Annotated in this window: 27 protein-coding genes; 14 read left to right on the plus strand and 13 right to left on the minus strand. The window is 29.9% G+C overall.

The window, feature by feature from the left end:
* Window positions 1–537 (plus strand): hypothetical protein (locus tag AMN81_RS06360; RefSeq protein WP_179850553.1); only part of this gene is annotated, 537 nt, incomplete at its 5' end.
* A gap of 13 nt (window positions 538–550) precedes the next feature.
* Here AMN81_RS06360 and AMN81_RS00465 read toward each other — a convergent pair.
* Window positions 551–955, minus strand: a complete 405-nt coding sequence (locus AMN81_RS00465; RefSeq protein WP_023855126.1) for a gamma-glutamylcyclotransferase family protein — start codon at window positions 953–955, stop codon at window positions 551–553.
* Window positions 955–1,704 carry a competence/damage-inducible protein A gene (locus AMN81_RS00470; protein WP_072090198.1) on the minus strand — a complete coding sequence of 250 codons (750 nt, stop codon included), beginning with the start codon at window positions 1,702–1,704 and terminating at the stop codon, window positions 955–957. The genes AMN81_RS00465 and AMN81_RS00470 overlap by 1 nt, the downstream gene beginning before the upstream one ends.
* A gap of 20 nt (window positions 1,705–1,724) precedes the next feature.
* On the opposite strand from AMN81_RS00470, the gene sfsA reads away from it, so the two are divergent.
* From sfsA to grxD, 9 genes are read left to right on the plus strand one after another with little or no spacing between them, the layout of a single operon-like run.
* Entirely contained in the window at window positions 1,725–2,423 is a 699-nt protein-coding gene (gene sfsA, locus AMN81_RS00475; protein ID WP_072090251.1) for a DNA/RNA nuclease SfsA, read from the plus strand.
* Window positions 2,416–3,186: a type I methionyl aminopeptidase gene (gene map, locus AMN81_RS00480; RefSeq protein ID WP_072090199.1), complete on the plus strand. Its 771-nt coding sequence runs from the start codon at window positions 2,416–2,418 to the stop codon at window positions 3,184–3,186. Before sfsA ends, map begins: the two co-directional genes overlap by 8 nt.
* Window positions 3,187–3,189: 3 nt before the next feature.
* A complete protein-coding gene (purB, locus tag AMN81_RS00485; protein ID WP_072090200.1) occupies window positions 3,190–4,482 on the plus strand; it encodes an adenylosuccinate lyase in 1,293 nt (430 codons plus the stop codon).
* Window positions 4,482–5,267, plus strand: coding sequence for a phosphoribosylaminoimidazolesuccinocarboxamide synthase (gene purC / locus AMN81_RS00490; RefSeq protein WP_072090201.1), 786 nt, complete (start codon window positions 4,482–4,484; stop codon window positions 5,265–5,267). Before purB ends, purC begins: the two co-directional genes overlap by 1 nt.
* Complete coding sequence (purS, locus tag AMN81_RS00495) at window positions 5,264–5,506, plus strand: phosphoribosylformylglycinamidine synthase subunit PurS (protein ID WP_072090202.1); 243 nt, start codon at window positions 5,264–5,266, stop codon at window positions 5,504–5,506. The genes purC and purS overlap by 4 nt, the downstream gene beginning before the upstream one ends.
* Before the next feature lie 3 nt (window positions 5,507–5,509).
* Window positions 5,510–6,193 carry a phosphoribosylformylglycinamidine synthase I gene (gene purQ, locus AMN81_RS00500; RefSeq protein WP_072090203.1) on the plus strand — a complete coding sequence of 228 codons (684 nt, stop codon included), beginning with the start codon at window positions 5,510–5,512 and terminating at the stop codon, window positions 6,191–6,193.
* Window positions 6,190–8,382, plus strand: a complete 2,193-nt coding sequence (gene purL, locus AMN81_RS00505) for a phosphoribosylformylglycinamidine synthase subunit PurL (RefSeq protein ID WP_072090204.1) — start codon at window positions 6,190–6,192, stop codon at window positions 8,380–8,382. The genes purQ and purL overlap by 4 nt, the downstream gene beginning before the upstream one ends.
* Window positions 8,382–8,612: a BolA/IbaG family iron-sulfur metabolism protein gene (locus AMN81_RS00510; RefSeq protein WP_023855117.1), complete on the plus strand. Its 231-nt coding sequence runs from the start codon at window positions 8,382–8,384 to the stop codon at window positions 8,610–8,612. The genes purL and AMN81_RS00510 overlap by 1 nt, the downstream gene beginning before the upstream one ends.
* Window positions 8,613–8,951, plus strand: coding sequence for a Grx4 family monothiol glutaredoxin (gene grxD / locus AMN81_RS00515; RefSeq protein WP_072090205.1), 339 nt, complete (start codon window positions 8,613–8,615; stop codon window positions 8,949–8,951).
* On the opposite strand, the gene rpsD is transcribed toward grxD, so the two are convergent.
* The 8 genes from rpsD to AMN81_RS00555 are packed head-to-tail and all read right to left on the minus strand — an operon-like array spanning window position 8,952 to window position 17,958.
* The gene (gene rpsD, locus AMN81_RS00520) at window positions 8,952–9,569 is read right to left on the minus strand and encodes a 30S ribosomal protein S4 (protein WP_023855115.1); all 618 of its coding nucleotides are present in this window, start codon (window positions 9,567–9,569) and stop codon (window positions 8,952–8,954) included.
* Between the two features lie 40 nt (window positions 9,570–9,609).
* On the minus strand, window positions 9,610–10,323 hold the full coding sequence (locus tag AMN81_RS00525; protein ID WP_023855114.1) for an RNA methyltransferase: 714 nt from the start codon (window positions 10,321–10,323) through the stop codon (window positions 9,610–9,612).
* A gap of 9 nt (window positions 10,324–10,332) precedes the next feature.
* Complete coding sequence (gene cimA / locus AMN81_RS00530) at window positions 10,333–11,934, minus strand: citramalate synthase (RefSeq protein ID WP_072090206.1); 1,602 nt, start codon at window positions 11,932–11,934, stop codon at window positions 10,333–10,335.
* Complete coding sequence (gene cysS / locus AMN81_RS00535) at window positions 11,931–13,286, minus strand: cysteine--tRNA ligase (RefSeq protein ID WP_072090207.1); 1,356 nt, start codon at window positions 13,284–13,286, stop codon at window positions 11,931–11,933. Before cysS ends, cimA begins: the two co-directional genes overlap by 4 nt.
* A 45-nt stretch (window positions 13,287–13,331) precedes the next feature.
* Window positions 13,332–14,069, minus strand: a complete 738-nt coding sequence (nadE, locus tag AMN81_RS00540) for an NAD(+) synthase (protein ID WP_072090208.1) — start codon at window positions 14,067–14,069, stop codon at window positions 13,332–13,334.
* Window positions 14,070–14,107: 38 nt separating this feature from the next.
* The gene (locus tag AMN81_RS00545; protein WP_072090209.1) at window positions 14,108–15,487 is read right to left on the minus strand and encodes a class II 3-deoxy-7-phosphoheptulonate synthase; all 1,380 of its coding nucleotides are present in this window, start codon (window positions 15,485–15,487) and stop codon (window positions 14,108–14,110) included.
* A 35-nt stretch (window positions 15,488–15,522) separates the two neighbouring features.
* Window positions 15,523–17,343: a glutamine--fructose-6-phosphate transaminase (isomerizing) gene (glmS, locus tag AMN81_RS00550; RefSeq protein ID WP_072090210.1), complete on the minus strand. Its 1,821-nt coding sequence runs from the start codon at window positions 17,341–17,343 to the stop codon at window positions 15,523–15,525.
* Window positions 17,344–17,346: 3 nt separating this feature from the next.
* A complete protein-coding gene (locus tag AMN81_RS00555) occupies window positions 17,347–17,958 on the minus strand; it encodes a DapH/DapD/GlmU-related protein (protein WP_072090211.1) in 612 nt (203 codons plus the stop codon).
* Between the two features lie 69 nt (window positions 17,959–18,027).
* Between AMN81_RS00555 and AMN81_RS00560 the strand changes: the two genes are divergently transcribed.
* Genes AMN81_RS00560 through AMN81_RS00575 form a run of 4 tightly spaced genes read left to right on the plus strand, consistent with a single transcriptional unit; the run spans window position 18,028 to window position 22,269 of the window.
* Window positions 18,028–18,693 (plus strand): HAD family hydrolase, encoded by a 666-nt coding sequence (locus AMN81_RS00560; RefSeq protein WP_072090212.1) that lies wholly within the window; start codon window positions 18,028–18,030, stop codon window positions 18,691–18,693.
* Window positions 18,694–18,746: 53 nt separating this feature from the next.
* Window positions 18,747–20,249, plus strand: a complete 1,503-nt coding sequence (locus AMN81_RS00565; RefSeq protein ID WP_072090213.1) for an MmgE/PrpD family protein — start codon at window positions 18,747–18,749, stop codon at window positions 20,247–20,249.
* Window positions 20,249–21,145 carry a methylisocitrate lyase gene (gene prpB, locus AMN81_RS00570; protein ID WP_072090214.1) on the plus strand — a complete coding sequence of 299 codons (897 nt, stop codon included), beginning with the start codon at window positions 20,249–20,251 and terminating at the stop codon, window positions 21,143–21,145. Before AMN81_RS00565 ends, prpB begins: the two co-directional genes overlap by 1 nt.
* Complete coding sequence (locus AMN81_RS00575) at window positions 21,145–22,269, plus strand: bifunctional 2-methylcitrate synthase/citrate synthase (protein WP_072090215.1); 1,125 nt, start codon at window positions 21,145–21,147, stop codon at window positions 22,267–22,269. Before prpB ends, AMN81_RS00575 begins: the two co-directional genes overlap by 1 nt.
* Here AMN81_RS00575 and AMN81_RS00580 read toward each other — a convergent pair whose 3' ends face one another.
* From AMN81_RS00580 to AMN81_RS00590, 3 genes are all read right to left on the minus strand, one after another.
* The gene (locus AMN81_RS00580; RefSeq protein ID WP_072090216.1) at window positions 22,270–22,884 is read right to left on the minus strand and encodes an FkbM family methyltransferase; all 615 of its coding nucleotides are present in this window, start codon (window positions 22,882–22,884) and stop codon (window positions 22,270–22,272) included. It lies immediately after the preceding gene.
* A 64-nt stretch (window positions 22,885–22,948) separates the two neighbouring features.
* Window positions 22,949–23,962 (minus strand): ribonucleotide-diphosphate reductase subunit beta, encoded by a 1,014-nt coding sequence (locus AMN81_RS00585; RefSeq protein WP_072090217.1) that lies wholly within the window; start codon window positions 23,960–23,962, stop codon window positions 22,949–22,951.
* Window positions 23,953–25,890, minus strand: a complete 1,938-nt coding sequence (locus tag AMN81_RS00590; RefSeq protein WP_023855100.1) for a ribonucleoside-diphosphate reductase subunit alpha — start codon at window positions 25,888–25,890, stop codon at window positions 23,953–23,955. Before AMN81_RS00590 ends, AMN81_RS00585 begins: the two co-directional genes overlap by 10 nt.
* Between the last annotated feature and the right edge of the window lie 95 nt (window positions 25,891–25,985).

Consider the following 25,985-nt stretch of genomic DNA (forward strand, 5'->3'; position numbering starts at 1 on the left):
AACTCAAAGGTATTTTACTTTGTTGATTTAAGTTTTCAAGAAAGTGTAAATCAAAATAAATATTATGTAAAATTATATGATAATAATTTAATTAAAAAAGATGATTCGTCAAAAAAATTTAATGATCATATCAAACAAAAAATTAAAAAAATTCAAAATGCTAAGGAAATTATAATAAAAGATAAAAATCTTAAAGAAGGTATAGTTTATTTTAATTATACAAATAATCAAATAGAGGATCTAAAATCATTTTTTGAGTTTTTAGAAAAAGATTTCGATTATGTTGTAATTGAGGAATCTACTCCATTTCATTTACATGATGCAAACAATCAAGCAAAAATAAAATCTTATGTAAAAGAAAATTATACTTTAAAAAAAGTTCTTTTTGATGAAGAAAAAATATATCTAAAAAGTCAGCAGGACGTTATAAATTATTACGCAAATACTATTAATCATTATAATTTTGTTGATAATGCAGATAATGATGATTTAGAACCAGTTTTTGGGTTAAATTATGGTTTATATAAACTTAAATAGAATTTTCCTAGATTTACGTTCCTCGCAAACTTTTGGAAAGATATTTTTTATTTAAACCACAATCTTTGTATCCTCTTTTAACAATATTAAGATACCTTTCAGTTGGAAATCTAAATGCTGATTTATTTACCATAGTGTAGGTCATCACTTTTTTTCCATAATAAAAAAAATAATACTTTTTATAAAGAGAGGGAAAATCTTCATAAACATCAAGTTTTTTTTCATCACTTTTTGAAATTTCAAATAATCCACCAGGAACAATTGAATTTTTTTTAGGTTCAATATCAGCAGCTCTATACTTGCTTCTAAATGTTAATTTGAAATCTTTTAAATTTATTTTTTTTAAAAAGATACTATCTTTACATCTGCGCTTCATTTGAAAATGATGAAGATTACTTCCATAAGCAAAATAAAGCATTATCTATCTACTACCTCAATTTTTTTTTCATTTACAAATTTTAAAATTTGAGAATTACAATTATCTATTTTATTTTGATCTTCTGATCTGATCACAATAGAAACTCCTAATTTTCCTGCATGAAAAAAGGGATAGCTTCCTATCTCAACATCTTTATTATTATTTTGAACTTGTGTTAAAGAGTTGGCTATTTCACTTTCAACAGTTCTTAAGCTAATTGTAAGACTTTTAATAGGCTCGCCCCCTACTATTCTGTTAGTCAAACCACCTAACATTGATTTCAAAATCGAAGGTACTCCTGGTAATGAAAATACATTTTCAACATTAAAACCTGGTGCGCCACTTGTTGGATTTAAAATTAATTTTGCGTTCTCAGGCATCCATGCCATCTTTTGTCTTCCTTCATTAAATTCACCAGGTTGGTAATAAGCTTCTAAAATTTTAAAAGCTTCTTTATGAACTTCGTATTTAATTCCAAATGCTTTTGAAACTGATTGAGCAGTAATATCATCATGAGTAGGACCAATACCACCAGTTGTAAAAACATAATCGTTTGTTGATCTAAGTAAATTTAAAGTATCAACAATAGTCTCTTCAACATCAGGAATTACTCTCACTTCTACAACATTAACACCAATTGAATTTAGCCAAATTGCCAAGGTTGATGTATTTGTGTCTTGAGTTCTGCCAGATAAAATTTCATTACCTATAATTAAAATTGATGCATTAAATTTTGCTTTTTTATCCATATGAAATATATAATTTAGTAATGGAATTTACCAAGTCTTTAATAAAAGGCAAACTAATCAAACGTTATAAAAGGTTTTTTACTGACGTTAAACTTGATAAAGAAATTGTCACAGCTCATTGTCCTAACACGGGATCAATGAAAGGTTTATTAGATGAAGGTAATGAAGTTTATTTACTTCCTAATAATGACCCAAAACGAAAACTTAAATATGGATTGGAGATTATTAAATCTAGAAAAAATTTAGTTGGGGTAAATACTCATATGGCAAATAAAATAGTTGAGCATGGTCTTAAAAATAATCTAGTAAATGAACTAAAGAATAATGACATTATTAAACCAGAGGTTTTTTTTAATAAAGAAACAAGATTTGATTTTTTACTAGAAAAAAAAGATCAAAAAATGTTTGTTGAGGTTAAAAATGTTACCTTATTTAGAAATAAGTATACTGCTGAATTTCCAGATGCACCAACAGCAAGAGGAATAAAGCATTTATTAACCCTTATTGATGCCATAAAAAAAAGTTATAAAACATACTTAATATTTTTAGTTCAAATACAAAATATGAAATATTTTAAAATAGCTAAAGATATAGACAAAGAATATTATAAGAACTATTTAACAGCTAAAAAAGCTGGTGTAAATTTTTTAGCATATAGATGTAATATAAGTTCTAAAAAAATTTTTATAGATAAAAAATTAAAAATTATAGATGACTGATTATAAAGAAAAATTTGAAAAAATGAAAATTGCAGGGAACTTGGCTGCAAAAACTTTAGATATGTTAACTGAAAATATTAAAGAAGGTATATCCACTGATCATATCGATAAACTCGGATATGAATTTATTAGAGACAATGGTGGCTACTCAGCTCCTTTGTATTATAGAGGCTTTACAAAATCTTTATGCACATCTTTAAATCATGTAATATGTCATGGAATACCCTCAGATAGAATTTTACAAGAAGGTGATGCTATTAATGTTGATGTCACAGCAATTGTTGATGAGCATTATGGTGACACAAGTAGAATGTTTTGCATTGGAAAAACTCCGGTTAAGTTAAACAATCTTATAGATGTTACTTATGAATCTATGATGAGAGCAATTAAAATTTTAAAACCTGGTGTTAAATTAGGAGATATTGGTTATGAAATTCAATCTTTTGTAGAAGAAAAAGGATTTTCAGTTGTCAGAGATTTTTGTGGTCACGGTATAAGTACAACATTTCATGAGCCACCAAATATTTTACACTATGGTAAAAAAAATACAGGTATGGAATTAAGACCTGGTATGACATTTACAATAGAACCAATGATAAACTCAGGTAAATACGATGTAAAAATGTTGAATGATGGTTGGACAGCTGTTACAAAAGATAAATCTTTATCTGCACAATTTGAACATACGCTAGGAATTACTGAAAATGGTTATGAAATCTTTACAGAATCTGCTAAAGGTTATTCGAAGCCTCCATACTTATAATTAATGATTAAAAGATACTCGAGAAAAGAATTAACTGATATTTGGTCTGAAGAAAATAAATACAAAATCTGGTTAGATGTTGAGGTTGCAGCAGCAGAAGCAATGGAAAAACTTGGTCAAATTCCAAGAGGTGTTGCTTCAATAGTTAAAAAAAAAGCTAGAATTAATGTAAGCAGAATTCACAAAATAGAATCTGAGGTAAAACATGACGTAATAGCATTTCTTACCTCTGTAAGTGAAAAAGCTGGAATTAAAGCACGCTATCTACATCAAGGAATGACATCATCAGATGTTTTAGATACCAGTTTTAACATTCAATTAGTCCAATCAGGTAAAATCATTTTAAAAGATATAGATCAAATTTTAAAAGTTTTAAAAAAACAAGCCAAAAAATATAAATTTACACCGTGTATGGGAAGAAGTCACGGTATCCATGCTGAGCCAATTACTTTTGGATTAAAATTGGCTTCGTTCTATGAGGAATTTAAAAGAAACAGAAATAGATTAAAAAATGCGATCGATGAAGTATCAACATGCGCAATATCTGGTGCTGTTGGAACATTTGCTAACATAAATCCAAATGTTGAAAAATATGTGGCAAAAAAATTAGGTCTGAAAGTTGAACCAATTTCTACACAAGTGATTCCAAGAGATAGACATGCATTTTATTTTTCTGTTTTAGGTATTATTGCAGGCTCAATAGAGAGAGTGGCAGTTGAAATAAGACACCTGCAAAGAACTGAAGTTTATGAACTACAAGAATATTTTTCTAAAAATCAAAAAGGATCATCTGCAATGCCTCATAAAAAAAATCCTATTTTAAGCGAAAATTTAACAGGCTTATCTAGAATGGTTAGAAGTTCAGTTGTCCCAGCACTTGAAAACATAGCTCTTTGGCATGAAAGAGACATTTCTCATTCAAGTGTTGAAAGAAATATTGGTCCAGATGCTAATATAACAACTGATTTTGCATTGGTTAGACTTACTAATATTTTAGATAATATGATTGTTTATCCTAAAAAAATGTTTGAAAACTTAAATTTAACAAAAGGTTTAATTTTCTCTCAAGAAGTTATGTTAGAATTAACTAAAACAGGATTAAGCAGAGAAAAATCTTATAGATTAGTTCAATCTTATGCAAAAAAATGTTTTGCAGAAAATTTAAACTTAATTGAAGTCATTTCATCTGATAAATTTATAATGAGCAAAATTTCCGCAAAAAAACTAAAATCTATATTTAATTATTCTAAACACTTTAAAAATGTAAATTTTATCTTTAGAAGAGTTTTTAAATAATGAAAAAAGGTAAAAAATTATACGAAGGCAAAGCTAAAATCATTTATGCTACAAATGATAAAAACCTAGTCATCCAATATTTTAAAGATGATGCAACTGCATTCAATAATCAAAAAAAAACTACCATTGAAGGTAAAGGTGTTCTAAATAACAGAATATCTGAACACATACTTTCGAACCTTTCTCAAATAGGAATTAAAAATCATTTAGTAAAAAGATTAAATATGCGTGAGCAAATTATAAAGCTTGTAGAAATAATTCCGATCGAATTCATTGTGAGAAATGTTGCAACAGGCTCAATTACTAAAAGATTGGGAATTGAGGACGGTACAGTTTTAAAAGAACCTCTAATTGAATACTGCTTAAAAGATGACAAACTTGGAGATCCATTAATATCTGAAGAGCATATTTTGGCATTTGACTGGGCGTCAAAAATAGAAATAGATAAAGTTAAAAAAATGATTTTAAGAATTAATGATTTTATGATTGGAATGTTTAGAGGTGTTGGGATTAAACTTATTGATTTTAAATTAGAATTTGGAAGAATTAAAATTGATGGAAAAAATGAAGTTATTTTGGCAGATGAAATTAGTCCTGATACATGCAGATTATGGGACAGTATCACAGAAAAAAAATTAGATAAAGATCGATTTAGAAAAGATCTGGGTGATTTAATTCCGGCCTATACTGAGGTTGCTAAAAGATTGGGTATACTTCATGAACAATCTAATGTTTCAGCAGTAAATATAACTAAATTATCTTCGGTTAAAAGAAAGAAAAAATGAAAATTTCTGTAATCATTACTTTAAAAAAAGATGTGCTTGATCCACAAGGAAAAGTTATTCATCAAACCCTAGATGGAATGGGTTTTGAAGATGTTAACGAAGTTAGACAAGGCAAATATTTTGAAATAGACACTAAAGAAACTGATAACGACAAAGCAAAAGCAAAAGTTGAAGAGATGTGTAAAAAACTTTTGGCAAATCTTGTAATTGAAAATTATAAAATTATTGATCCAAAGTAATTAATGAAATCATCTGTAATTACTTTTCCTGGTTCAAATTGTGATAGAGACATGGATGTTGCTTTAAAGAAGTTTGGATTTAGAAATAAAATGGTTTGGCATGCTGATGCTGAATTACCAAAAAGTGATTTGGTTGTACTGCCAGGTGGTTTTTCATATGGTGACTACTTAAGATGTGGAAGTATGGCATCTAAATCAAAAATAATGCAATCGGTAATTAATTTTGCAAATTCAGGGGGCATGGTTATGGGTATCTGCAATGGATTTCAAATATTGGTAGAAACCGGTTTGGTTCCGGGTGTTTTGCTTAGAAATAAATATTTAGAATTTATCTGTAAAAACGTTTTTGTGAAAATTAACGATAAAAAAAACAAATATTTTAAAAACTTAGATAATGAAGTTTTAGAATTTCATGTAGCTCATAATGAGGGAAATTATTTTTGTACCAATGATCAATTAAAAGAAATTGAAGACAATAATCAAATAGCTATTAACTATTGTGATGAAAATGGAAAAATAGAAGATCAATTTAATCCTAATGGATCCATAAAAAATATTGCTGGTATATTTAATAAAGAAAAAAATGTTCTAGGGATGATGCCCCACCCTGAAAGAATGATTGATACATCTTTATCTGGTGAGGATGGATCATTATTTTTTAAAACCTTAATAAACAACTTAAAATGATTGTAAACGAACAAGTAGCAGTTGACCATGGTTTAAAAAAAGATGAATACAATAAAATTTGTAAGTTATTAAAAAGGACACCAAACATTACAGAACTAGGGATTTTTTCTGCAATGTGGAATGAACATTGTTCATATAAATCATCAAGATTACATTTAAAAAAACTACCTACCAAAGGAAAGAAAGTTATTCAAGGTCCTGGCGAAAATGCTGGTGTTATCGATATCGAAGATAATGATGCAATAGTTTTTAAAATAGAAAGTCACAATCACCCTTCATTTATAGAACCTTACCAGGGTGCTGCAACTGGGGTTGGTGGAATAATGAGAGATGTGTTTACAATGGGTGCAAGACCAATAGCTAACTTAAACTCAATACATTTTGGATCACCACAACATAAAAAAACAAAAAATTTATTAAGAGGTGTTGTCCATGGCATAGGTGGTTATGGAAACTGTATGGGTGTTCCTACAATTGCTGGCCAAACAAGTTTTGATAGCTCCTATAATGGAAATATTTTGGTTAATGCTATGACATTAGGGTTGGTCAAAAAAGATAAGATTTTTTACTCTAAAGCTGCAGGCTTAAATAAACCAGTTATTTATGTTGGATCTAAAACTGGAAGAGATGGAATACATGGTGCAAGCATGGCTTCAGCTAGTTTTGATGAAAAAATTGAGGAAAAGAAACCAACAGTTCAAGTTGGAGATCCGTTTACTGAAAAACTTTTACTAGAAGCTTGTCTAGAGCTAATGGCTGGAGACTCCATTATAGCCATTCAAGATATGGGTGCTGCAGGATTAACTTCTTCAAGTATTGAAATGGCATCTAAAGGTAACCTCGGAATTGAAATCAATTTAAATAAAGTACCTTGCAGAGAAACCAAAATGACACCATACGAAATTATGCTCTCTGAGAGCCAAGAAAGAATGTTGATTGTTTTAGAAAACGGCAAAGAAGAGCATGCAAAAAAAATATTTGATAAATGGAATTTAGATTTTGCGGTGATTGGTAAAACTACTAAATCAAAAAAAATAGAACTTTATTTTGATAAAGAAAAAGTTGCAGACATACCAGTTAATATCTTAGTTGAAAACTCTCCTATGTACGATCGAAAATGGAAAAAAGCAAAACTTCCTAAAAAAAATAAGATTAAAAAAGAGGATATTAAACATTTAAAAATTATTGATGTATTAAAAAAAATTTTAGCCAATCCAAATATATGTAGCAAAGAATGGATTTGGCAACAGTATGATCATACTGTAATGGGAGATACTATACAAAAACCTGGAGGAGACGCAGGTGTTGTAAGAGTTCATGGTACCGATAAAGCTGTAGCTGCATCTGTAGACTCCTCTGCAGTTTATTGTTGGGCACATCCTCTAACAGGTGGAAAACAAGTGGTTTGTGAAAGTTTCAGAAATCTTGTATCTGTTGGCGCTAAACCAATTGCTATCACCAATTGTTTGAATTTTGGTAGTCCTGAAAATCAGGAAAACATGGGAGAGTTTGTTGAATGTGTTCAAGGAATTGGTGAAGCAAGCGATTATTTAAAGTTCCCAGTAGTTTCTGGAAATGTATCTTTTTATAACCAAACAAAAGACCATGGTATAAAACCTACACCTGCAATTGGTGGCGTTGGTTTAATCAAAGATTATAAAAATATGATTACTATGGATTTTAAAGAAGTTGATAATTTGGTTTTAGTAATTGGAAAAACCGAAGGACATATTGATCAAAGTTTATTTGCAAGAACTATTTTAGATGAAAAAAATGGACCTCCACCAGAGGTAAATTTATTTAATGAAAAAAATAATGGAGAAACATTGCTCAAATTGATTGATAACAATTTAATAAAAAGTGCACACGATGTTTCTTTAGGTGGTATAATCACAGCTATAGCAAAAATGTGTATTAAAGGAAAAAAAGGAATAAAAATCAAAAAACCTAAATATTTAATTAGTGAAATAGAGTACTTATTCGCTGAAGATCAAGGAAGATACATTGTAGAAATAAATAAAAAGAATTTTAAAAAAGTTGCTGATATATTGGATAAAAATGCTGTCCATTTTGAAGAACTTGGAGCAATTTGCGAAAATGAACTATATATTGATGATAAGACAAAAGTTACAATTGACGAACTATCAACTTCTAATAAAAGTTGGCTCACAAAATATATGAGTAAATAATGGCAATGGATCTAAAAGAAATTGAGAACTTTATTAAAGAGGCAATGCCTGATGCAATTGTTGAAATACAAGATTTGGCAGGTGATGGTAACCATTATTCGGCTACCGTTATCTCATCTCAATTTTCTGGAAAAAGTAAAATTGAGCAACATAAAATGGTTTACAACTCATTAAAGGGTAGAATGGGTAATGAACTGCACGCATTAGCAATTAAAACAAAGGAGAGTTAAATGGATCAACAAACAAATGATTTAATAAAAAATGAAATTGAAAACAACGAAGTGTGTTTGTTTATGAAAGGTACACCTGACGCTCCACAATGTGGGTTTTCGATGGCTACTTCAAATATTTTAAAAATCCTAGAAGTAAATTTTAAGGGTATAAATGTTTTGGAAAATCAGAATTTAAGAGAAGGTATTAAAATTTTTAGTGATTGGCCAACCATCCCACAGCTTTATGTTAAAAATGAATTTATAGGTGGATGTGACATTGTTAAAGAAATGTACGAAAATGGTGAATTGACAAAACTTTTTGAAAGTAAAAAAATAAATTTTAAGGATAGAAAATAATTATCTAGAATAATATTCAATTACTAGATTAGGCTCCATAACAATTGGATATGGAACTTCCTCAAACTTTGGAACTCTAACAAACTTTAGTTTTTTGTTTTTTTCGTCCATCTGAATATATTCTGGAGTTTCTCTTTCCTTGTTTGCAAGGGCAATATCAATTATTGCAAGTTGTTTAGATTTATCTCTTATTTCAATTGAATCTTCTTCTTTAACTAAATAGCTTCCAATATTCACTTTTTTACCATTTACTTTTACATGGCCATGATTGATTAATTGTCTAGCTGAAAAAATTGTTGTTGCAAATTTTGCTCTATAAATCACAGCATCTAATCTTCTCTCAAGAAGACCGATTAAATTTTCACTAGTATCACCTTTAAGCATTACTGCTTTTTTATATAAATTTCTAAATTGTCTCTCGTTAATATTGCCATAATAGGCCTTTAATTTTTGTTTAGCCTGAAGCTGTATTCCATAATCAGATGGCTTTGATGTCTTTGTTTGACCATGTTGCCCTGGTCCATAGGCTCTAGTATTAAAAGGGCTTTTGGGTCTTCCCCAAAGATTAACTTTTAATCTTCTGTCTACTTTATGTTTAGAGTTTAATCTTTTTGTCATTTGATAGTGGGCTTTATAAACTTACTCATCATTTTGTCAATCAACGTTTTTTACCTAAACTTGCAAATACTCCAGATAAAATGCGTATTTCTTTGGTTGATAATTCCATCCGATAAAAGATATTCCTCAAGTTTTCAAGCATTATTGGCTTCTTTTCTTTTGATTTAAAAAAATTAATCTCTTCAAGATTCTCTATACAAAGATTAGCCATAGCAACTATATCTTTTTTAGATGCTGATTTAACTTTATTTGATTTCTTAAAAGAGGATGTTTTTAAATTAATTATGCTTGATAGGTATTGAGCAATTATTATTAAGCTATGAGATAGATTTAATGATTTAAAACCAGGGTTAGTTGGGATTTGAAGAGTATAATTTGCATAGCTTATTTCATTATTTGATAAGCCAGACGCTTCTGAACCAAACAAAAAAGCTATTTTCTTTTTATAATTTATTTTTTTTAAATCTTCTAATTGGATATGTTTAATATTTTTATTTCTAAATCGTGCTGATGTTGCAATTACAATATCAATATTTTTTAAAGATTTTTCTAAATTTTCAAATTTCTTAGCTTTATTGATTATATTTTTTGCTCCTACTGAGGTTGCTAAAATTTTATCATTTGGAAATATCGGTTTAGGGTCAATAACAATAAGTTTATTAAAATGAAAATTTTTCATTCCCCTTGCACATGCTCCAATATTTTCAGAAAGTTGTGGTTTGTGTAAAATGAAAGAAATATTATTTACAGTCATTAATGTATCTTAGGAACTTCCAGGGGCTTTATCCTTGAATAATTTATAATCTAAACTATCAACAAGAGCTTTGAAAGAAGCATCAATGATATTTGGTGATACTCCAATAGTAAACCAGTTAACACCCTTCGAGTCTGTACTTTCAATACTAACTCTTGTTACAGCTTCTGTACCAGTATTTAAAATTCTAACTTTGTAATCAACAAGTCTTAAATCTTTTAAATATTCTGAATATTTAGCAAGCTTGTTAACATTCTTTCTAATTGCATTATCTAGAGCATTAACAGGTCCATTTCCTTGTCCTTCACACAAAATTTTATCTCCATCTACTTCTAACTGAGCTTTTGCATAAGAAACTATTTCTCCTGCATTATCTTTCTTTACCGAAACGTCATATTCATTAATAGAAATATATCTTGGTATCTCCCCCATTAATCTTCGAGCTAACAACTCAAAGGATGCATCAGCACCATCGTAACTATAACCAATAAATTCTCGATCTTTCACTTCATCTAAAAGTTTTTTAATTTTTGGATCACTTTTCTCAACTTTAATTCCTATTGAATTCAATCTTGACATTATATTGGATTGTCCCGATTGATCTGAAACAACTATATTTCTAGAGTTTCCAACTTCTTCTGGATTTATGTGCTCATAGGTTTTAGGATCCTTTTGAACAGCCGAAACATGCATTCCACCTTTGTGTGAAAAAGCAGATGCCCCTACATATGGTAAATGTTTATTAGGTTTTCTGTTTAAAATTTCATCTAACAATCTTGAGCATTGAGTTAAATTTTTTAAATTTTCTCTTTTGATGCTTAGTTCAAACTTATCTGAAAAATCTTTCTTTAAAAAAAATGAAGGAATTAATGACATTAAATTTGCATTACCACATCTTTCTCCTAAACCATTTATTGTACCCTGAACTTGTCTAACTCCTGCCTGAACTGCAGCAAGACTATTAGCTACTGCGTTTTCAGTATCATTATGAGCATGTATTCCCAAATTCTTTCCAGGAATTTGCTTGCTTACTTTAGACACAATTTCTGTTATCTCGTGTGGAAGTGTACCACCGTTAGTATCACATAATACAATCCATCTAGCACCATTATCGTAAGCAGCTTTTAAACATGACATTGCATATTCTGGATTAGATTTATATCCATCAAAAAAATGTTCAGCATCAAACATGAACTCTTTTCCAGATTTAACAATGTGTTTTGTGCTTTCACTTATATTCGTTAAATTTTGCTCATTACTTATTCCTAACGCTACATCAACTTGAAAATCCCATGATTTTCCAAACAAGCAAACAGAAGAACTTTTTGAATTAATTAATGATGAGAGCATAGGGTCATTTTCTGCACTGTGTTCAGATTTTTTAGTCATTCCAAATGCAGTTAATTTCGTTGATTTAAAATTATGATCTTTATTAAAAAACTCAGTATCAGTTGGATTTGCTCCTGGCCATCCTCCCTCAACATAATCAACACCTAATTTATCTAATGCTGATGAAATATTTTCCTTGTCATCAATTGAAAAATCTACACCTTGGGTTTGTGCACCATCACGCAGTGTTGTGTCAAATATATAAAGTTGTTCCTTGCTCATTTAAATTTCCAAATCGTTTTACCATCTTTATCTTCTATTAAAACATCTTTATCTAAGAGCTCTTTTCTAATTTTATCAGCTTCTTCGTAATTTTTGTTCTCTCTAGCGTTATTTCTTTCTTGAATTTTTTGTAAAATTTCTTTTTCAGAAATTAAAGCTTTACTGATTTTAAATTTAAGCCAATTTTCTTTGCTTTCATTTAATAGTCCTACAAATTGACAAGCAGAAACAAATAAAGATTTATCTTCATCGTTACCTTTTTGAGCTTTGTCATATAATTGATGTAAATTAGCAATATATCCAGGAGTATTTAAATCATCGTAAAGTGGCTGAAGAATTTCATCAGAAACTTTAGAATTATTTTCAATATCTAAATATGAATTGTACCATTTATTTATCGTGTTTTGACAGTCATCCAGAAGTTTATCATTCCAATCTAATGGTTGTTTATAATGTGCGCTTAATAAAGCTAATCTTAAAACTTGACCGCTTATCTTATTTCTAAAATCTTTTATTTTTAAAATATTTCCCTGAGACTTGGCCATCTTTTCATTAGACATGGTGATGAATGCATTATGCATCCAAAATTTTGCAAATATTTTTGTATCATTTGAACATCTTGATTGAGCTATTTCATTTTCATGATGAGGAAATAACAAATCAATACCACCTCCATGAACATCAAACTCGTCTCCTAAAAATTTCTTTGACATTGCTGAACACTCTAGATGCCATCCTGGCCTTCCTTTTCCCCATGGAGATTCCCATGAAGGTTCGTCGTCTTCTGAAGGTTTCCATAAAACAAAATCTTCTGAATTTTTTTTATTTTCACTGACTTCTACTCTTGATCCAGCAATAAGTTCATCTAATTTTTTATTTGATAATTGACCATAATCTTTGAATTTTTTAACTTCAAAATAAACATGCTTATTATTTTCATAAGCAAATTCTTTTTTTATTAATTGAGAAATCATTTCAATCATCAAGTCTATATTTTCTGTTGCTTTAGGTTGATGGGTTGGCTCTTCACAATTTAAGTAATGACAATCTTCACTAAAACTTTTAGTTACTTTGCTTGTTAATTCTGAAATTGAAATGTTATTTTCTTTTGAAGATTTAATTATTTTATCATCTACATCTGTAATATTTCGTACATAAGTAACTTTAGGATAATTTTTTTTAAAAATTTTAAACAGAATATCAAATACAACTATTGGTCTTGCGTTCCCAATATGAGGATCATCATAAACAGTTGGACCACACACATACATTCTTATGTTGTTTTTATCTAGTGGAACAAACATCTCTTTTTTATTTGTTAGATTGTTTGTTAAAAAAATATCTTTACTCATTATTTTAGGAATATACTTAAAAAATAGATTTGTGAATCTATTTGATTAATTTGGAATTTTGCATACAGGAATTGGCTCCATTTTATGCAAATTTTGTTTTCTAATAGTTTCGTATTTAGCTCGATTAGCTGAATTAGGATTGTCCATAGCTTCTTCTAATTCTTCATATTTTAGTCCAAGTTGACCTTCATCCGTTCTTCCATCGTCCCATAAACCATCAGTAGGAGCTGCATCTATAATTTCTTTTAAAATTCCAAGCTCTTTTCCAAGTTCCCAAACTTCAGTTTTATTACAATCAGCTATAGGAGATATATCTACCCCACCATCTCCGTATTTCGTGTAAAACCCAACACCAAAATCTTCAACTTTATTTCCAGTTCCAACTACTATCCCTCTATTCGCTGCGGCAACTTGATAAAGCGTTGTCATTCTCAATCTAGCTCTAGAATTTGCCATACCGTGCTCATTATCAAATTTGGATAAACTGGAACTAAACGCTAAAAACAATTCATCTAAATTAATTGTATGAGCTTCTACATTTTTAAAATTTTTAACTAACCACTCTTGATGTTTTAAACTTAAATCATGTTGATGTGACTTTTGTTTGATTGGCATAGACAAAACAATTGTTTTTAAACCAGTCATTGCGCTTAATGTACTAGAAACTGACGAATCTATTCCTCCAGAAATTCCTATAACCAATGACTCTGCTTTACTTGGCATATTGTCTACATAATCTTTAATCCAATTAGAAATAAAATTTACTTTTTCTGAAGTATTCATGATTTTAAAGTATTAGATATTTAAAATTTTACAATGTCTTAAGATGCCGCTCTATCTGCGTTTTTAGAATAAGAGCTATTCTTTTTAATCTCATCTGAAATCAAGAAAGCTAATTCTAGAGCTTGGTTTGCATTTAGTCTTGGGTCACAATGCGTGTGATATCTTGATGATAAGTCTTTTTCTGATATCTTTTGTGCTCCACCAATACACTCTGTTACATCTTGACCAGTCAACTCTATATGTAAACCACCAGCGTAACTTCCTTCGCTTTGGTGACATGCAAAAACATTTTTAACTTCTTTTAACACACTGTTAAATGGTCTTGTTTTAAAGCCTGTAGCAGCTTTTACTGTATTTCCATGACAAGGATCACACGACCAAATTACATTTAAACCTTCTTTTTTTATTGCCCTAATTAATTTTGGTAAAAATTTTGCAACATTATCTGCACCAAATCTTGATATTAGTGTGATTTTACCTTTTTCATTTTTAGGGTTTATTCTATTACAAAGATCAATTAAATCATCAGACTTTAAGGTAGGACCACATTTAATCCCTATTGGATTTTCTATACCTCTACAAAACTCAACATGACCTCCATCTAGTTGCCTTGTTCTATCTCCAATCCAAACAAAGTGAGCAGATGTGTCATGATTTTCTCCTGTTGTAGAGTCTGTTCTTGTCATTGTTTCTTCAAAAGGGAGAAGTAAAGCTTCATGAGATGTCCAGAAGTTAACAGTTTTTAATCTTCTGTTAAAATCTGAATTAATTCCACATGCATCCATGAAAGCTAGTGCATTTGCGATATTATCTTCTAATTCTTTAAATCTTTTTAACTCAGGTGAATTTTTAATAAAACCTAAATTCCAATTATGAACATTCTTAAGATCTGCAAAACCTCCATGACAGAAAGCTCTTATGAGGTTTAAAGTTGCAGCTGATTGTGAGTACGCTTTAAATAATCTTTTTGGATCTGGAACTCTTGCTTTTTCAGTAAATTCCATAGCATTTATGTTGTCGCCTAAATAACTTGGAAGCTCTACCCCATCTTTTATTTCTGTTGGAGCACTTCTAGGTTTTGAAAATTGACCAGCTATTCTTCCAACTTTTACTACTGGTAATGAAGCTGAGTAAGTTAAGACTAATGACATTTGCAATATTAGTTTAAAAGTGTCTCTTATATTATCTGGATTAAATTCTGCAAAACTCTCAGCACAATCTCCACCCTGAAGTAAAAATGCTTTTCCATCTACAACATCAGCTAACTGACTTTTAAGGTGTCTTGTTTCTCCAGCAAATACTAACGGAGGAAATGTTCCTATCTTATCCAAAACTTTATCCAGTTCTTTTTTGTCTGGATATTCTGGAATATGTTTTACAGGATATTTTCTCCAACTATTTTTTTTCCAACTTTTCATATTCAACCTAAGGGTGTTTTAACAGAGTTTAAAGTTTATTCAACAGTGACAGATTTAGCTAAATTTCTAGGCTTATCAATATCGTAACCTTTTTTAAGAGCAGAGTAATAAGCAAGTTTTTGAAGTGGAATAGTCAAAAGGAATGGAAGCAAGTCATCATTTGTATTCTCAACCTCAATAGTTTCCCAAATATTTTCTGAAACAACTTCATCTTTGCTTTTATTTGTTATCAATAATACTTTTGCTCCTCTAGCAATAACTTCCTGCATGTTTGAAATTGTTTTTTTATAATAATTATCTCTAGGTGCCAAAACAACTACTGGCATGCCCTCTTCTATTAAAGCTAAAGGTCCATGCTTCATTTCCCCCGCTGGATATCCTTCAGCATGAACATATGAAAGTTCTTTAAGTTTTAATGCACCTTCTAAAGCTATTGGATATGAATACCCTCTTCCTAAAAACATTGAACCCTTTGCTTCGTTAAATGTAGAGGATATTGCCTGGATATCATTATCATGAAGCAGTGTTTTCTCTATTAAGCCAGGCAAAGCTTTCAGATCTTTAATCTTTTCTTGATATTCTTTTTTTTCAATTTCCTTTCTTAATGATCCAAGTTTTAAAGCTAAAATATATAAAACAAGTATTTGACCTAGAAATGCTTTTGTCGATGCTACTCCTATTTCAGGACCACAATGAATTGGTAAAACAAAATTAGAATCTCTTGCTATTGAGCTTTCGATTACATTAACAACAGCGCATGTTTTCATCTTATTTTTATTACAAAGATCTAGGGCTGCATATGTATCAGCTGTTTCTCCAGATTGAGAAACAAAGATATATAAACTGTCATTTTTAAATCTATTTTTTCTATATCTAAATTCGGAGGCTATATCTATGTTAACATCTAAAGTTGTTAATTCTTCAAACCAATATTTTGCCATCAAGCATGAATGATATGCTGTTCCACATCCTACTAAAGTTATTGATTTAATATCTTTAATTTTCCATGGAAAATTGAAGATATTTATATCTTTATTTAAATTATCTACGTATTCTTTAATCCCAGTTTTAATTGTAGTCGGTTGTTCTTCAATTTCTTTTGCCATGAAATGTTTAAAGTCACCTTTGTCGTAATTTGCTTGATCTGATGATAGTTCTAATATTTTTTTATTAACTTTTTTTCCTTCTTCATTGAAAAAAAGAACTTGATCTTTTTTAACAATGCAAAATTCACCATCATCAAGATAAGTAATTTTATTTGTCATAGACTTTAAAGCATAAGAATCTGATCCTAGATAGTTTTCATTTGGACCATAACCAACAGCTAAGGGTGATCCTCTTCTGGCACCAACTATTAAATCTGGCATATCTTTAAAAACAATTCCTAGAGCAAAGCTACCATGAAGTTGTTTTAACGTTTTTGTGATAGCTTCTTCTAATTCAGAAGTCTTTAAATTTTCTGTTATTAAATGAACAATTACTTCTGTATCTGTCTGTGATTTAAATTTGTGACCTTTGTTTATTAAATGTTTTTTTAATATTGTAGAATTTTCAATAATTCCATTGTGAACTACTGACACATTGTGGGAGGAATGAGGGTGTGCATTTAAACTATTTGGAATTCCATGAGTGGCCCATCTTACGTGCCCAATACCAATATTTCCTCTTAAGTTTTTTAAATCAAAATTATTTTCTAAATTATCAACCCTACCTTCTGATTTTACTTCGTTAATTTGACCATCTGAAAGAGTAGCTAAACCTGCTGAATCATATCCTCTGTACTCTAATTTTTTTAATGAATTAATTATATTTGCAGAAACAGGTTTGTTACTTGATATTCCAATAATTCCACACATAAATTATTTTTTCTTTCTTTTGTAATTCTTAACTTCTAATTGTGGCGATCTTGTTAGTGCTAAAGATTTTTTATTAACGTTCTTTGTTATTACTGATCCGGCTCCAACAATGCTATTTTTATTTATAGTAATTGGAGCAACTAAAGAAGAGTTTGAGCCTATAAATGCTTTATCTTTAATTTTTGTCTTATTTTTATTTATCCCATCATAATTACAAGTAATTGTGCCTGCGCCTATATTTACTGATTTTCCAATTTGAGCATCTCCTACATAAGACAAATGGTTAACTTTAGATTTATTTCCTAAAGTACTTTTTTTAATCTCAACAAAATTGCCTACTTTAGATCCTTCTTTTAAAATTGTATCAGGTCTTATTCTGGCATATGGACCAATCTCAACTTTGTTTTCAATTTTACACGACTCTAAATGTGAAAAAGATTTCACAATTACATTATTCCCAATTTTAACTTTAGATCCAATAACAACAAAAGGTTCTATAGTTACATTACTTCCAATCTTGGTATCTTTTGAAAAAAAAATAGTTTCAGGGCCTATCATCTTAACTCCTGATTTTATAAATTTCTCTCTAAGTTTTTTTTGATTTAAAACTTCCATTTAGAATTGATTTATATTAAGAATATGTTTTGATTAATTCACAATTTATTTCTTTAAAATACTTTAAAAATGAAACAAAAATTTACAATTTTATTTGATTTAGATGGTACATTAGTGGACACCGCTCCAGATTTAATCCGCGCCCATAATCATGTAATGAAAAAATTTGGATATCCTACAAAAACTTTAGGAGAATTAAAAAATGCTGTTGGCAAAGGAGCAAAAGCTATGATGGCAAAGGCTAATGGTCAATGGAAATGGTTTGATGAAAAAATTCAAAATGAAATGACTGATGAATTTTTATCTTATTATGGAAAAAATATTTTACATGAAAGTAAATTAATCAAAGGTGTAAAGGAATTTTTAAATTGGTGCAAAAATGAAAATATTTCTATGGCAGTATGTACTAATAAAACTGAACACTTGGCAGTTGATCTTTTAAAAAAAATTGGGATTTATGATTATTTTGAATATGTTGCTGGTTATAATACTTTTGAATATTGCAAACCAGACCCTCGACATTTAACAACTACTATAGAAATATTAGATGGTGATAAAAATAAATCATTGATGATTGGTGACAGTGAAACAGATGCAAATGCTGCTAAGGCCGCTGAAATTCCAATAATATTACTAAAATATGGATATACAGAAAAAAGATCTGAGGATATTTATCATAATCACATTATAAAAGACTTTGTAGGAATTGAGAAAATAGTATCTGAATATCTTTAATATTGATTAATTTATTTTAACTATTAAAACAAAATCACAACTTAGGAGTTATTTTGTTATTACATACAGTTAAAGTATATCCGTCAAAAATTAATCTTCCAAAGAAGAAACAACTTGCATGGAAAATTGCTGAGATAGCCAGCGATAATGCTAAGTTAGATAAAGATGCTATTGAAATGGTTATCAATAGAATAATTGATAACGCATCAGTTGCTATTGCTTCATTAAATAGAAAGCCAGTAATCTCATCTAGAGAGATGGCATTAAGGCATTCTAGAAAAAATGGCGCTACTATATTTGGCGTAAACTCAAAACTAAAATTTGATTGTGAATGGGCAGCATGGTCAAACGGAACAGCTGTTAGAGAATTAGATTTTCATGATACTTTTTTAGCTGCTGATTATAGTCATCCAGGTGACAACATTCCTCCACTAATAAGTGTTGCGCAACAAAATAAAAAAAGTGGATTAGATTTATTAAGGGGAATAATTACTGCATATGAAGTTCAGGTAAATTTAGTTAAAGGTATTTGTTTGCACAAACATAAAGTTGATCACATTGCTCATTTAGGGCCTAGTGTAGCTGCTGGATTAGGAACAATGTTAAAATTAAATACTGAAACTATTTATCAAGCTGTACAACAAGCATTACACACAACAATATCTACTAGACAATCTAGAAAAGGAGAAATTTCAAGTTGGAAAGCTTATGCTCCAGCACACGCAGGCAAGCTTGCTATCGAAGCTGTAGATAGAACTATGCGTGGTGAAGGAGCTCCTAGTCCAATTTATGAAGGGGAAGACAGTGTAATTGCAAGAATACTAGATGGTAAAAAAGCTAAATACAGAGTCCCATTACCAAAAAAAGGTGAGAGTAAAAAAGCTATTTTAGAGACATATACAAAAGAATATTCTGCAGAATATCAATCACAAGCATTAATAGATTTAGCTAAAAAACTAAAAACAAAAATCCCTAATTTAAATCTAATTAAAAAAATAGATATATTTACAAGTCATCACACTCATTATGTAATCGGAACAGGTGCTAATGACCCTCAAAAAATGGATCCAAATGCTAGCAGAGAAACATTGGATCATTCTATAATGTATATATTTGCTGTAGCATTAGAAGATGGAGATTGGCATCATGTCAAATCATATACAAAAGCTAGAGCTAATAGAAAAAGTACCATTAAGATTTGGAGATCAATCAAAACATATGAAGATAAAAAATGGACAAAGAAATATCATGACCCTAATCCAAAAAATAAATCTTTTGGAGCTAAAGTGGTTGTGACACTTAATAATGGAAAAAAAGTAACGGAAAAACTAGATAGAGCAGACGCGCATCCATATGGTGCTAGACCATTTAAGAGAGAAAATTATATAAATAAATTTTTAACTTTAACTAATGGCATTTTAGACAAAAAAGAGAGTGATCATTTTTTAAAAACAGTACAAAACTTAAAAAATTTAAAACCTGGTCAACTTCATAAATTGAATATTGAAGTTAAAAAAAACAAATTAAAACGAAATAATAAAAAAGGAATTTTTTAATGCATTTTGTAGAAAAAGAACCATGTCAAAAGAGATTAGATTTTGACCAGAAATTAAAATCAAATAAAATATTACGAGTTCCAGGTGCATATAATCCATTGACAGCAAAATTAATTGAGGAAATTGGTTATGATGCAGTTTATGTATCTGGTGGAGTAATGGCTAATGATCTTGGTTTTCCAGATATTGGCTTAACTACACTTCAAGATGTTAGCACAAGATCATATCTGATTTCGAGAGTAACTAATCTTCCAACAATAGTTGATATAGATACGGGATTTAAATCATGCAAAGAGACCATAGAAACATTTGAAGAATTTGGAATTACAGGAGTTCATTTAGAAGATCAAATTGAAAGAAAAAGATGTGGGCATCTTGATAATAAAGAACTTATTTCAACTGATGCTATGGTTAAAAAAATTAAAGAATGTGTTGCCGCAAAAAAAGATCAAAATTTTAAAATTATCTCACGTTCAGACGCTAAAAGTGTAGAGGGTATCGATAAAATGATTGAAAGATGCAAAGCCTATATTGATGCTGGTGCTGAAATAATATTTCCAGAAGCTCTTAAAGATGAAAAAGATTTTGAAAAAGTTCGTAAAAATTTATCAGGTTATCTATTAGCAAACATGACTGAATTTGGTAAGTCGAAATTATTTAATTACAAAGAATTAGAAAATTTTGGATACAATATTGTTATTTATCCAGTAACTTCACAAAGATTAGCCATGAAAAATGTCGAAGATGGATTGAGAGACATTTATGTAAATGGACATCAAAATAATATTATTGATAAAATGCAAACTAGAAAAAGACTTTACGAATTAGTAGATTATGAAAAATACAATTCACTGGATGAAAAAATTTATAATTTTAGTACGGAAGGACATGAATAATGAGTGATGATATTAAAAAAGGCTTACTAGGTATTGTTGTAGATGAAACAGAAGTTTCAAAAGTAATGCCAGAAATAAATTCTCTTACTTATAGAGGATATGCGGCTCAAGATTTATGTGAATACTGTAGATTTGAAGAAGTTGCATATCTAATTCTCAATAAGGATCTACCCAATACTATCCAACTTAGACAATTTGAAAAAGAAGAGAGAAACAACAGAGAGCTAACAAAAAATTTATATGAAATAATCAAACACATGCCAAAAAAATCACATCCAATGGATGTTGCAAGAACGGCTGTGAGTGTAATGGGTTTAGAGGATAAAGAAACTACAGACTCTTCACCAGAGGCGAATATGAGAAAAGCTTTAAGAATTTTTGCAAAAACTCCAACTGCCTTAGCTGCTTTTTATAGAATAAGAAAAGGTAAAAAAATAATTAAACCTAAAAAAACATTAACTTTTGCTGAAAACTTTTTTTATATGTGTTTTGGTAAAGTTCCGCAAAAAGAAATAGTTAAAGCTTTTGATGTGTCTTTAATTTTGTATGCTGAACACAGTTTTAATGTTTCAACATTTACTGCAAGAACAATTACTAGTAGCTTATCTGACATTCATGGGGCAATTACTGGCGCCATTGCTAGCTTAAAAGGTCCCTTACATGGTGGAGCCAATGAAGAAGTAATGCATATGATGAATAAAATTAAAAAACCAGAAAATGCACTCAAATGGATAAACAACGCTCTGAAAAATAAAGAAGTTGTTATGGGATTTGGTCACAGAGTTTATAAATCAGGAGATTCTAGGGTGCCAACAATGAGAGAATATTTTGGTAAGGTTGCAAAAATTAAAAAAGACAAAAAATTTGAAAAAATTTATGACATTGTAGAAAAAGTAATGATTAAAGAAAAAAATATTCATCCCAATGTTGACTATCCAACAGGACCTACTTACCATCTAATGGGTTTTGATACTGATTTCTTTACACCTATATTTGTAATATCGAGAATTACAGGATGGTCAGCACACATAATGGAACAACATGCAGCAAACAAACTGATACGACCTTTGGCGAAATACAAAGGAAGCAAGCATCGTAAAGTTATGGAATTAAATTATAGATAATCATTTATTGGCAATGATATTTTCATTATCAATTTGATTAAGATTATATCCTTCAGATTTAAGTTTTTGCTTTATTTCTTCTAATTTTGGCCCCTCTTTAAAAGTACCATCAAAGTGTTTTGACTCAAATTGAATTGATTTAATTTCTATGGCCTTGAAATCAATTGATTTTAAAATTTCATACTCAGCTCCCTCTACATCAATTTGAAGCCTATCTATTGATTTAATTAAATATTTTTTAATCAAACTATCAAATGTAATAAATTCAATATCAATTTCTACAATATCATGATCTTCAATTTTAAATCTTTTGGTTTTATGCTCTAAAATATGATTTTTATTAAAAGAACCTATGCCACTAGCCCAATGTTTTCCAAGTTTAGGAATTGAATTTTCATTTACATAATAAAATTTTCTTATTTTATTTTCAGAAAAAACAGCATTTGTGCATATATGGATATTTTTATTATTTTTAAAATCTTCTTTAAGTCTATTGTAATTGTATGGAACTGGTTCAACCAGCAAAATTTTTTCATTATTTACGGAATTTATTTGGTCTTTAAGCCAAACACCAAAATGTGCACCTATAACAACTAATCCAAAATTATGCATCATAAAATAATCTTTAATATCGGGATTATATTATGATTTTTTTGAAAAAACAGAAGTTAAAGAGGTTTTAACTAAAAGCTTCTGCCCACGTTCCTTGCGTTGACGCTTTTGAATATTCTGTTGCACGACCTTCAAAGAAGTTCATGTGCTCAACAGCATTAAGCATTGTATCAAGCCAAGTTAAAGGATTTTTTTCAATATCATAAATGCCCTCTAAACCTAACTGACTTAATCTTCTGTTTGCAATGAAACGAATATATTTTTTAACATCCTCAGCCGTTAATCCTTCCATTGGACCCATTTGAAACGCTAAATCTATAAATGCATCCTCATGTTCGACTATCGTTCTGCAAGCTTCATAAATTTCTTTTTTTAATTGTGGAGTCCATGTTTCAGGATTTTCTTTGATGAAATCTTTAAACAATCTGATCATTGAGTTGCAATGCAATGTTTCATCTCTTACAGACCAAGTAACGATCTGCCCCATTCCCTTCATTTTGTTGTGTCTTGGGAAATTTAATAAAATTGCAAAACTTGCAAACAACTGTAGACCTTCTGTAAACGCACTAAACACAGCTATTGTTTTTGCAATGTCATGATTAGATTTAACATCAAAGCCTTGCATATAATCATACTTATCTTTCATTTCTTTATATTTCATGAAAGCTGAATATTCAGACTCTGGCATTCCAATTGTATCTAATAAATGTGAGTAAGCTGCAATGTGTACTGTTTCCATAGAAGCAAAAGATGACATCATCATTAAAACTTCTGTTGGTTTAAAAACATTCATGTAATGTCTAATGTAACAATTACTTACTTCAACATCAGCCTGAGTGAAAAATCTAAAAATCTGAGTTAATAAATTTTTTTCAGATGGGCTAAGATTTTTTTGCCAGTCTCTTACATCATCACCTAATGGGACTTCTTCAGGTAACCAGTGAATTCTTTGTTGTGTTAACCAAGCATCATAGCACCAAGGATATCTAAATGGTTTATAAACTGGGTTGGCTACTAACAAACCATTGTTATTTTTTTTTGGTTGAACTGCTTCTTTATTTATATTTTCCGCTACTGACATGATAAACACTCCTCGTACTCTTGTTCTTGACTTTCGTTTGATTTATTTTTGTAAACATTTGCCAAGATATCAGTTGATTTTGAATCATTAACATTCTCAGCCCTTTGAATTGATTTTGATCTACAGTAATAAAGGCTCTTTAAGCCTTTTTTCCAGGCATCAAAATGAATTTTGTGTAATTCTTTCTTATGAACATCTGCTGGTAAAAATAGATTTACTGACTGTGCCTGTGAAATAAATGGTGTTCTGTCACCACTTAATTCAATTATCCAATTTTGGTTCAGCTCAAATGCAGTTTTGAATACATCTTTTTCTAAATCAGTAAGGAAATCTAGATGATTAACAGATCCTTGATTTGTAGTAATACTAGACCATGTTTCTTCATCATTTTTTCCATGTGATTGAAGGATTTCTTCTAAGTATCTATTTCTAACATTAAATGATCCAGAAAGAGTTTTGTGTGTGTAACTGTTTGCAGCAACTGGCTCTACTCCAGGAGATGCACCTCCACAAATAATAGAAATTGAAGCAGTTGGAGCTATCGCTGTCTTGTTAGAAAATCTTTCTTTGTAACCATACTCTGCTGCATCTGGACATGCCCCTCTCTCTTCAGCCAAATCTTTAGAAGCTTGATTAACTTTTTCATGAATATTTTTAAATATTTTTTTATTCCATGACTTTGCCATTACTGACTCAAGTGGAATTCTATTTTTTTGTAAAAAAGAATGAAAGCCCATTACACCTAATCCAACACTTCTTTCTCTTTCAGCAGAATATTTTGCATCTTTAAATTGATCTGGTGCTTTATTAATGAAATCAGATAAAACGTTATCTAAAAATCTCATCACATCGCCAATCATGTCTGGATCATCTTTCCACTCATCATATTTTTCTAAGTTTAACGAAGACAAACAACATACTGCTGTTCTATCTCTTCCATCTTTATCAATTCCTGTTGGTAAAGTTATTTCGCTACATAAATTAGAAGTTTTAACTGTTAGGTTTGCTAACTTATGATGTTGAGGAATTTGTCTGTTAACCGTATCAATGTAAATTATATATGGCTCACCTGTTTCAATTCTTGCAGTTAATAATCTTATCCATAAATTTCTTGCAGAAATAGTTTGTTGAACACTACCATCTGCTGGACTCTTTAATGCCCACTGTTCATCGGTTTCTACTGCTCTCATAAACGCATCAGAAACTAAAACACCATGATGTAAATTTAATGCTTTTCTATTTGGATCACCACCAGTAGGTCTTCTCATTTCAATAAACTCTTCTATTTCAGGATGATCAATTGGAAGATAACATGCTGCAGAACCTCTTCTTAATGATCCTTGGCTGATAGCCATAGTTAAAGAGTCCATAACTTTTATAAAAGGAATTATTCCAGAAGTTTTTCCAACTCTTCCTATTTTTTCACCAATTGATCTTAAGTTGCCCCAGTAACTTCCAATTCCTCCACCCTTCGCTGCTAACCAAACATTCTCACTCCATAAATCAAGAATGCCTCCTAAGCTATCAGATGCCTCATTTAAAAAACATGAAATAGGTAATCCTCTTTTTGTACCTCCATTTGATAAAACTGGAGTCGCTGGCATAAACCAAAGATTGCTTATATAATTATAAATTCTTTGTGCGTGTAAATTATCATCTGCATAAGTGCTTGCTACTCTTGCAAATAAATCTTGGTAAGATTCGTTTAAACCTAAGTATCTGTCTTTTAAAGTTGCTTTACCGAAGTCTGTAAGATTTGCATCTTTTGAACGATCAATTTTAATTATAATTCCTTTATCATTTTGAAATAATTCTGTTTCATTATTTAATGAGAAAAGATCAGGCTTATTTATTTTAGAAACTTCTTTAACCTGAGGGTTATATTCAGAGACAGCTTTTTTGAGTGCTTGAGAAAGAATCTTATTCATAAAAGTTTAATATATTTTGTTATTAGTACGAAAACAACTATATGTTGTAGGCGTTTGTTGTAAATATACTATATAATCATTTAAACAACAGAACA

It is taken from the genome of Candidatus Pelagibacter communis (assembly GCF_001179845.1).
GTDB lineage: Bacteria > Pseudomonadota > Alphaproteobacteria > Pelagibacterales > Pelagibacteraceae > Pelagibacter > Pelagibacter ubique_Q.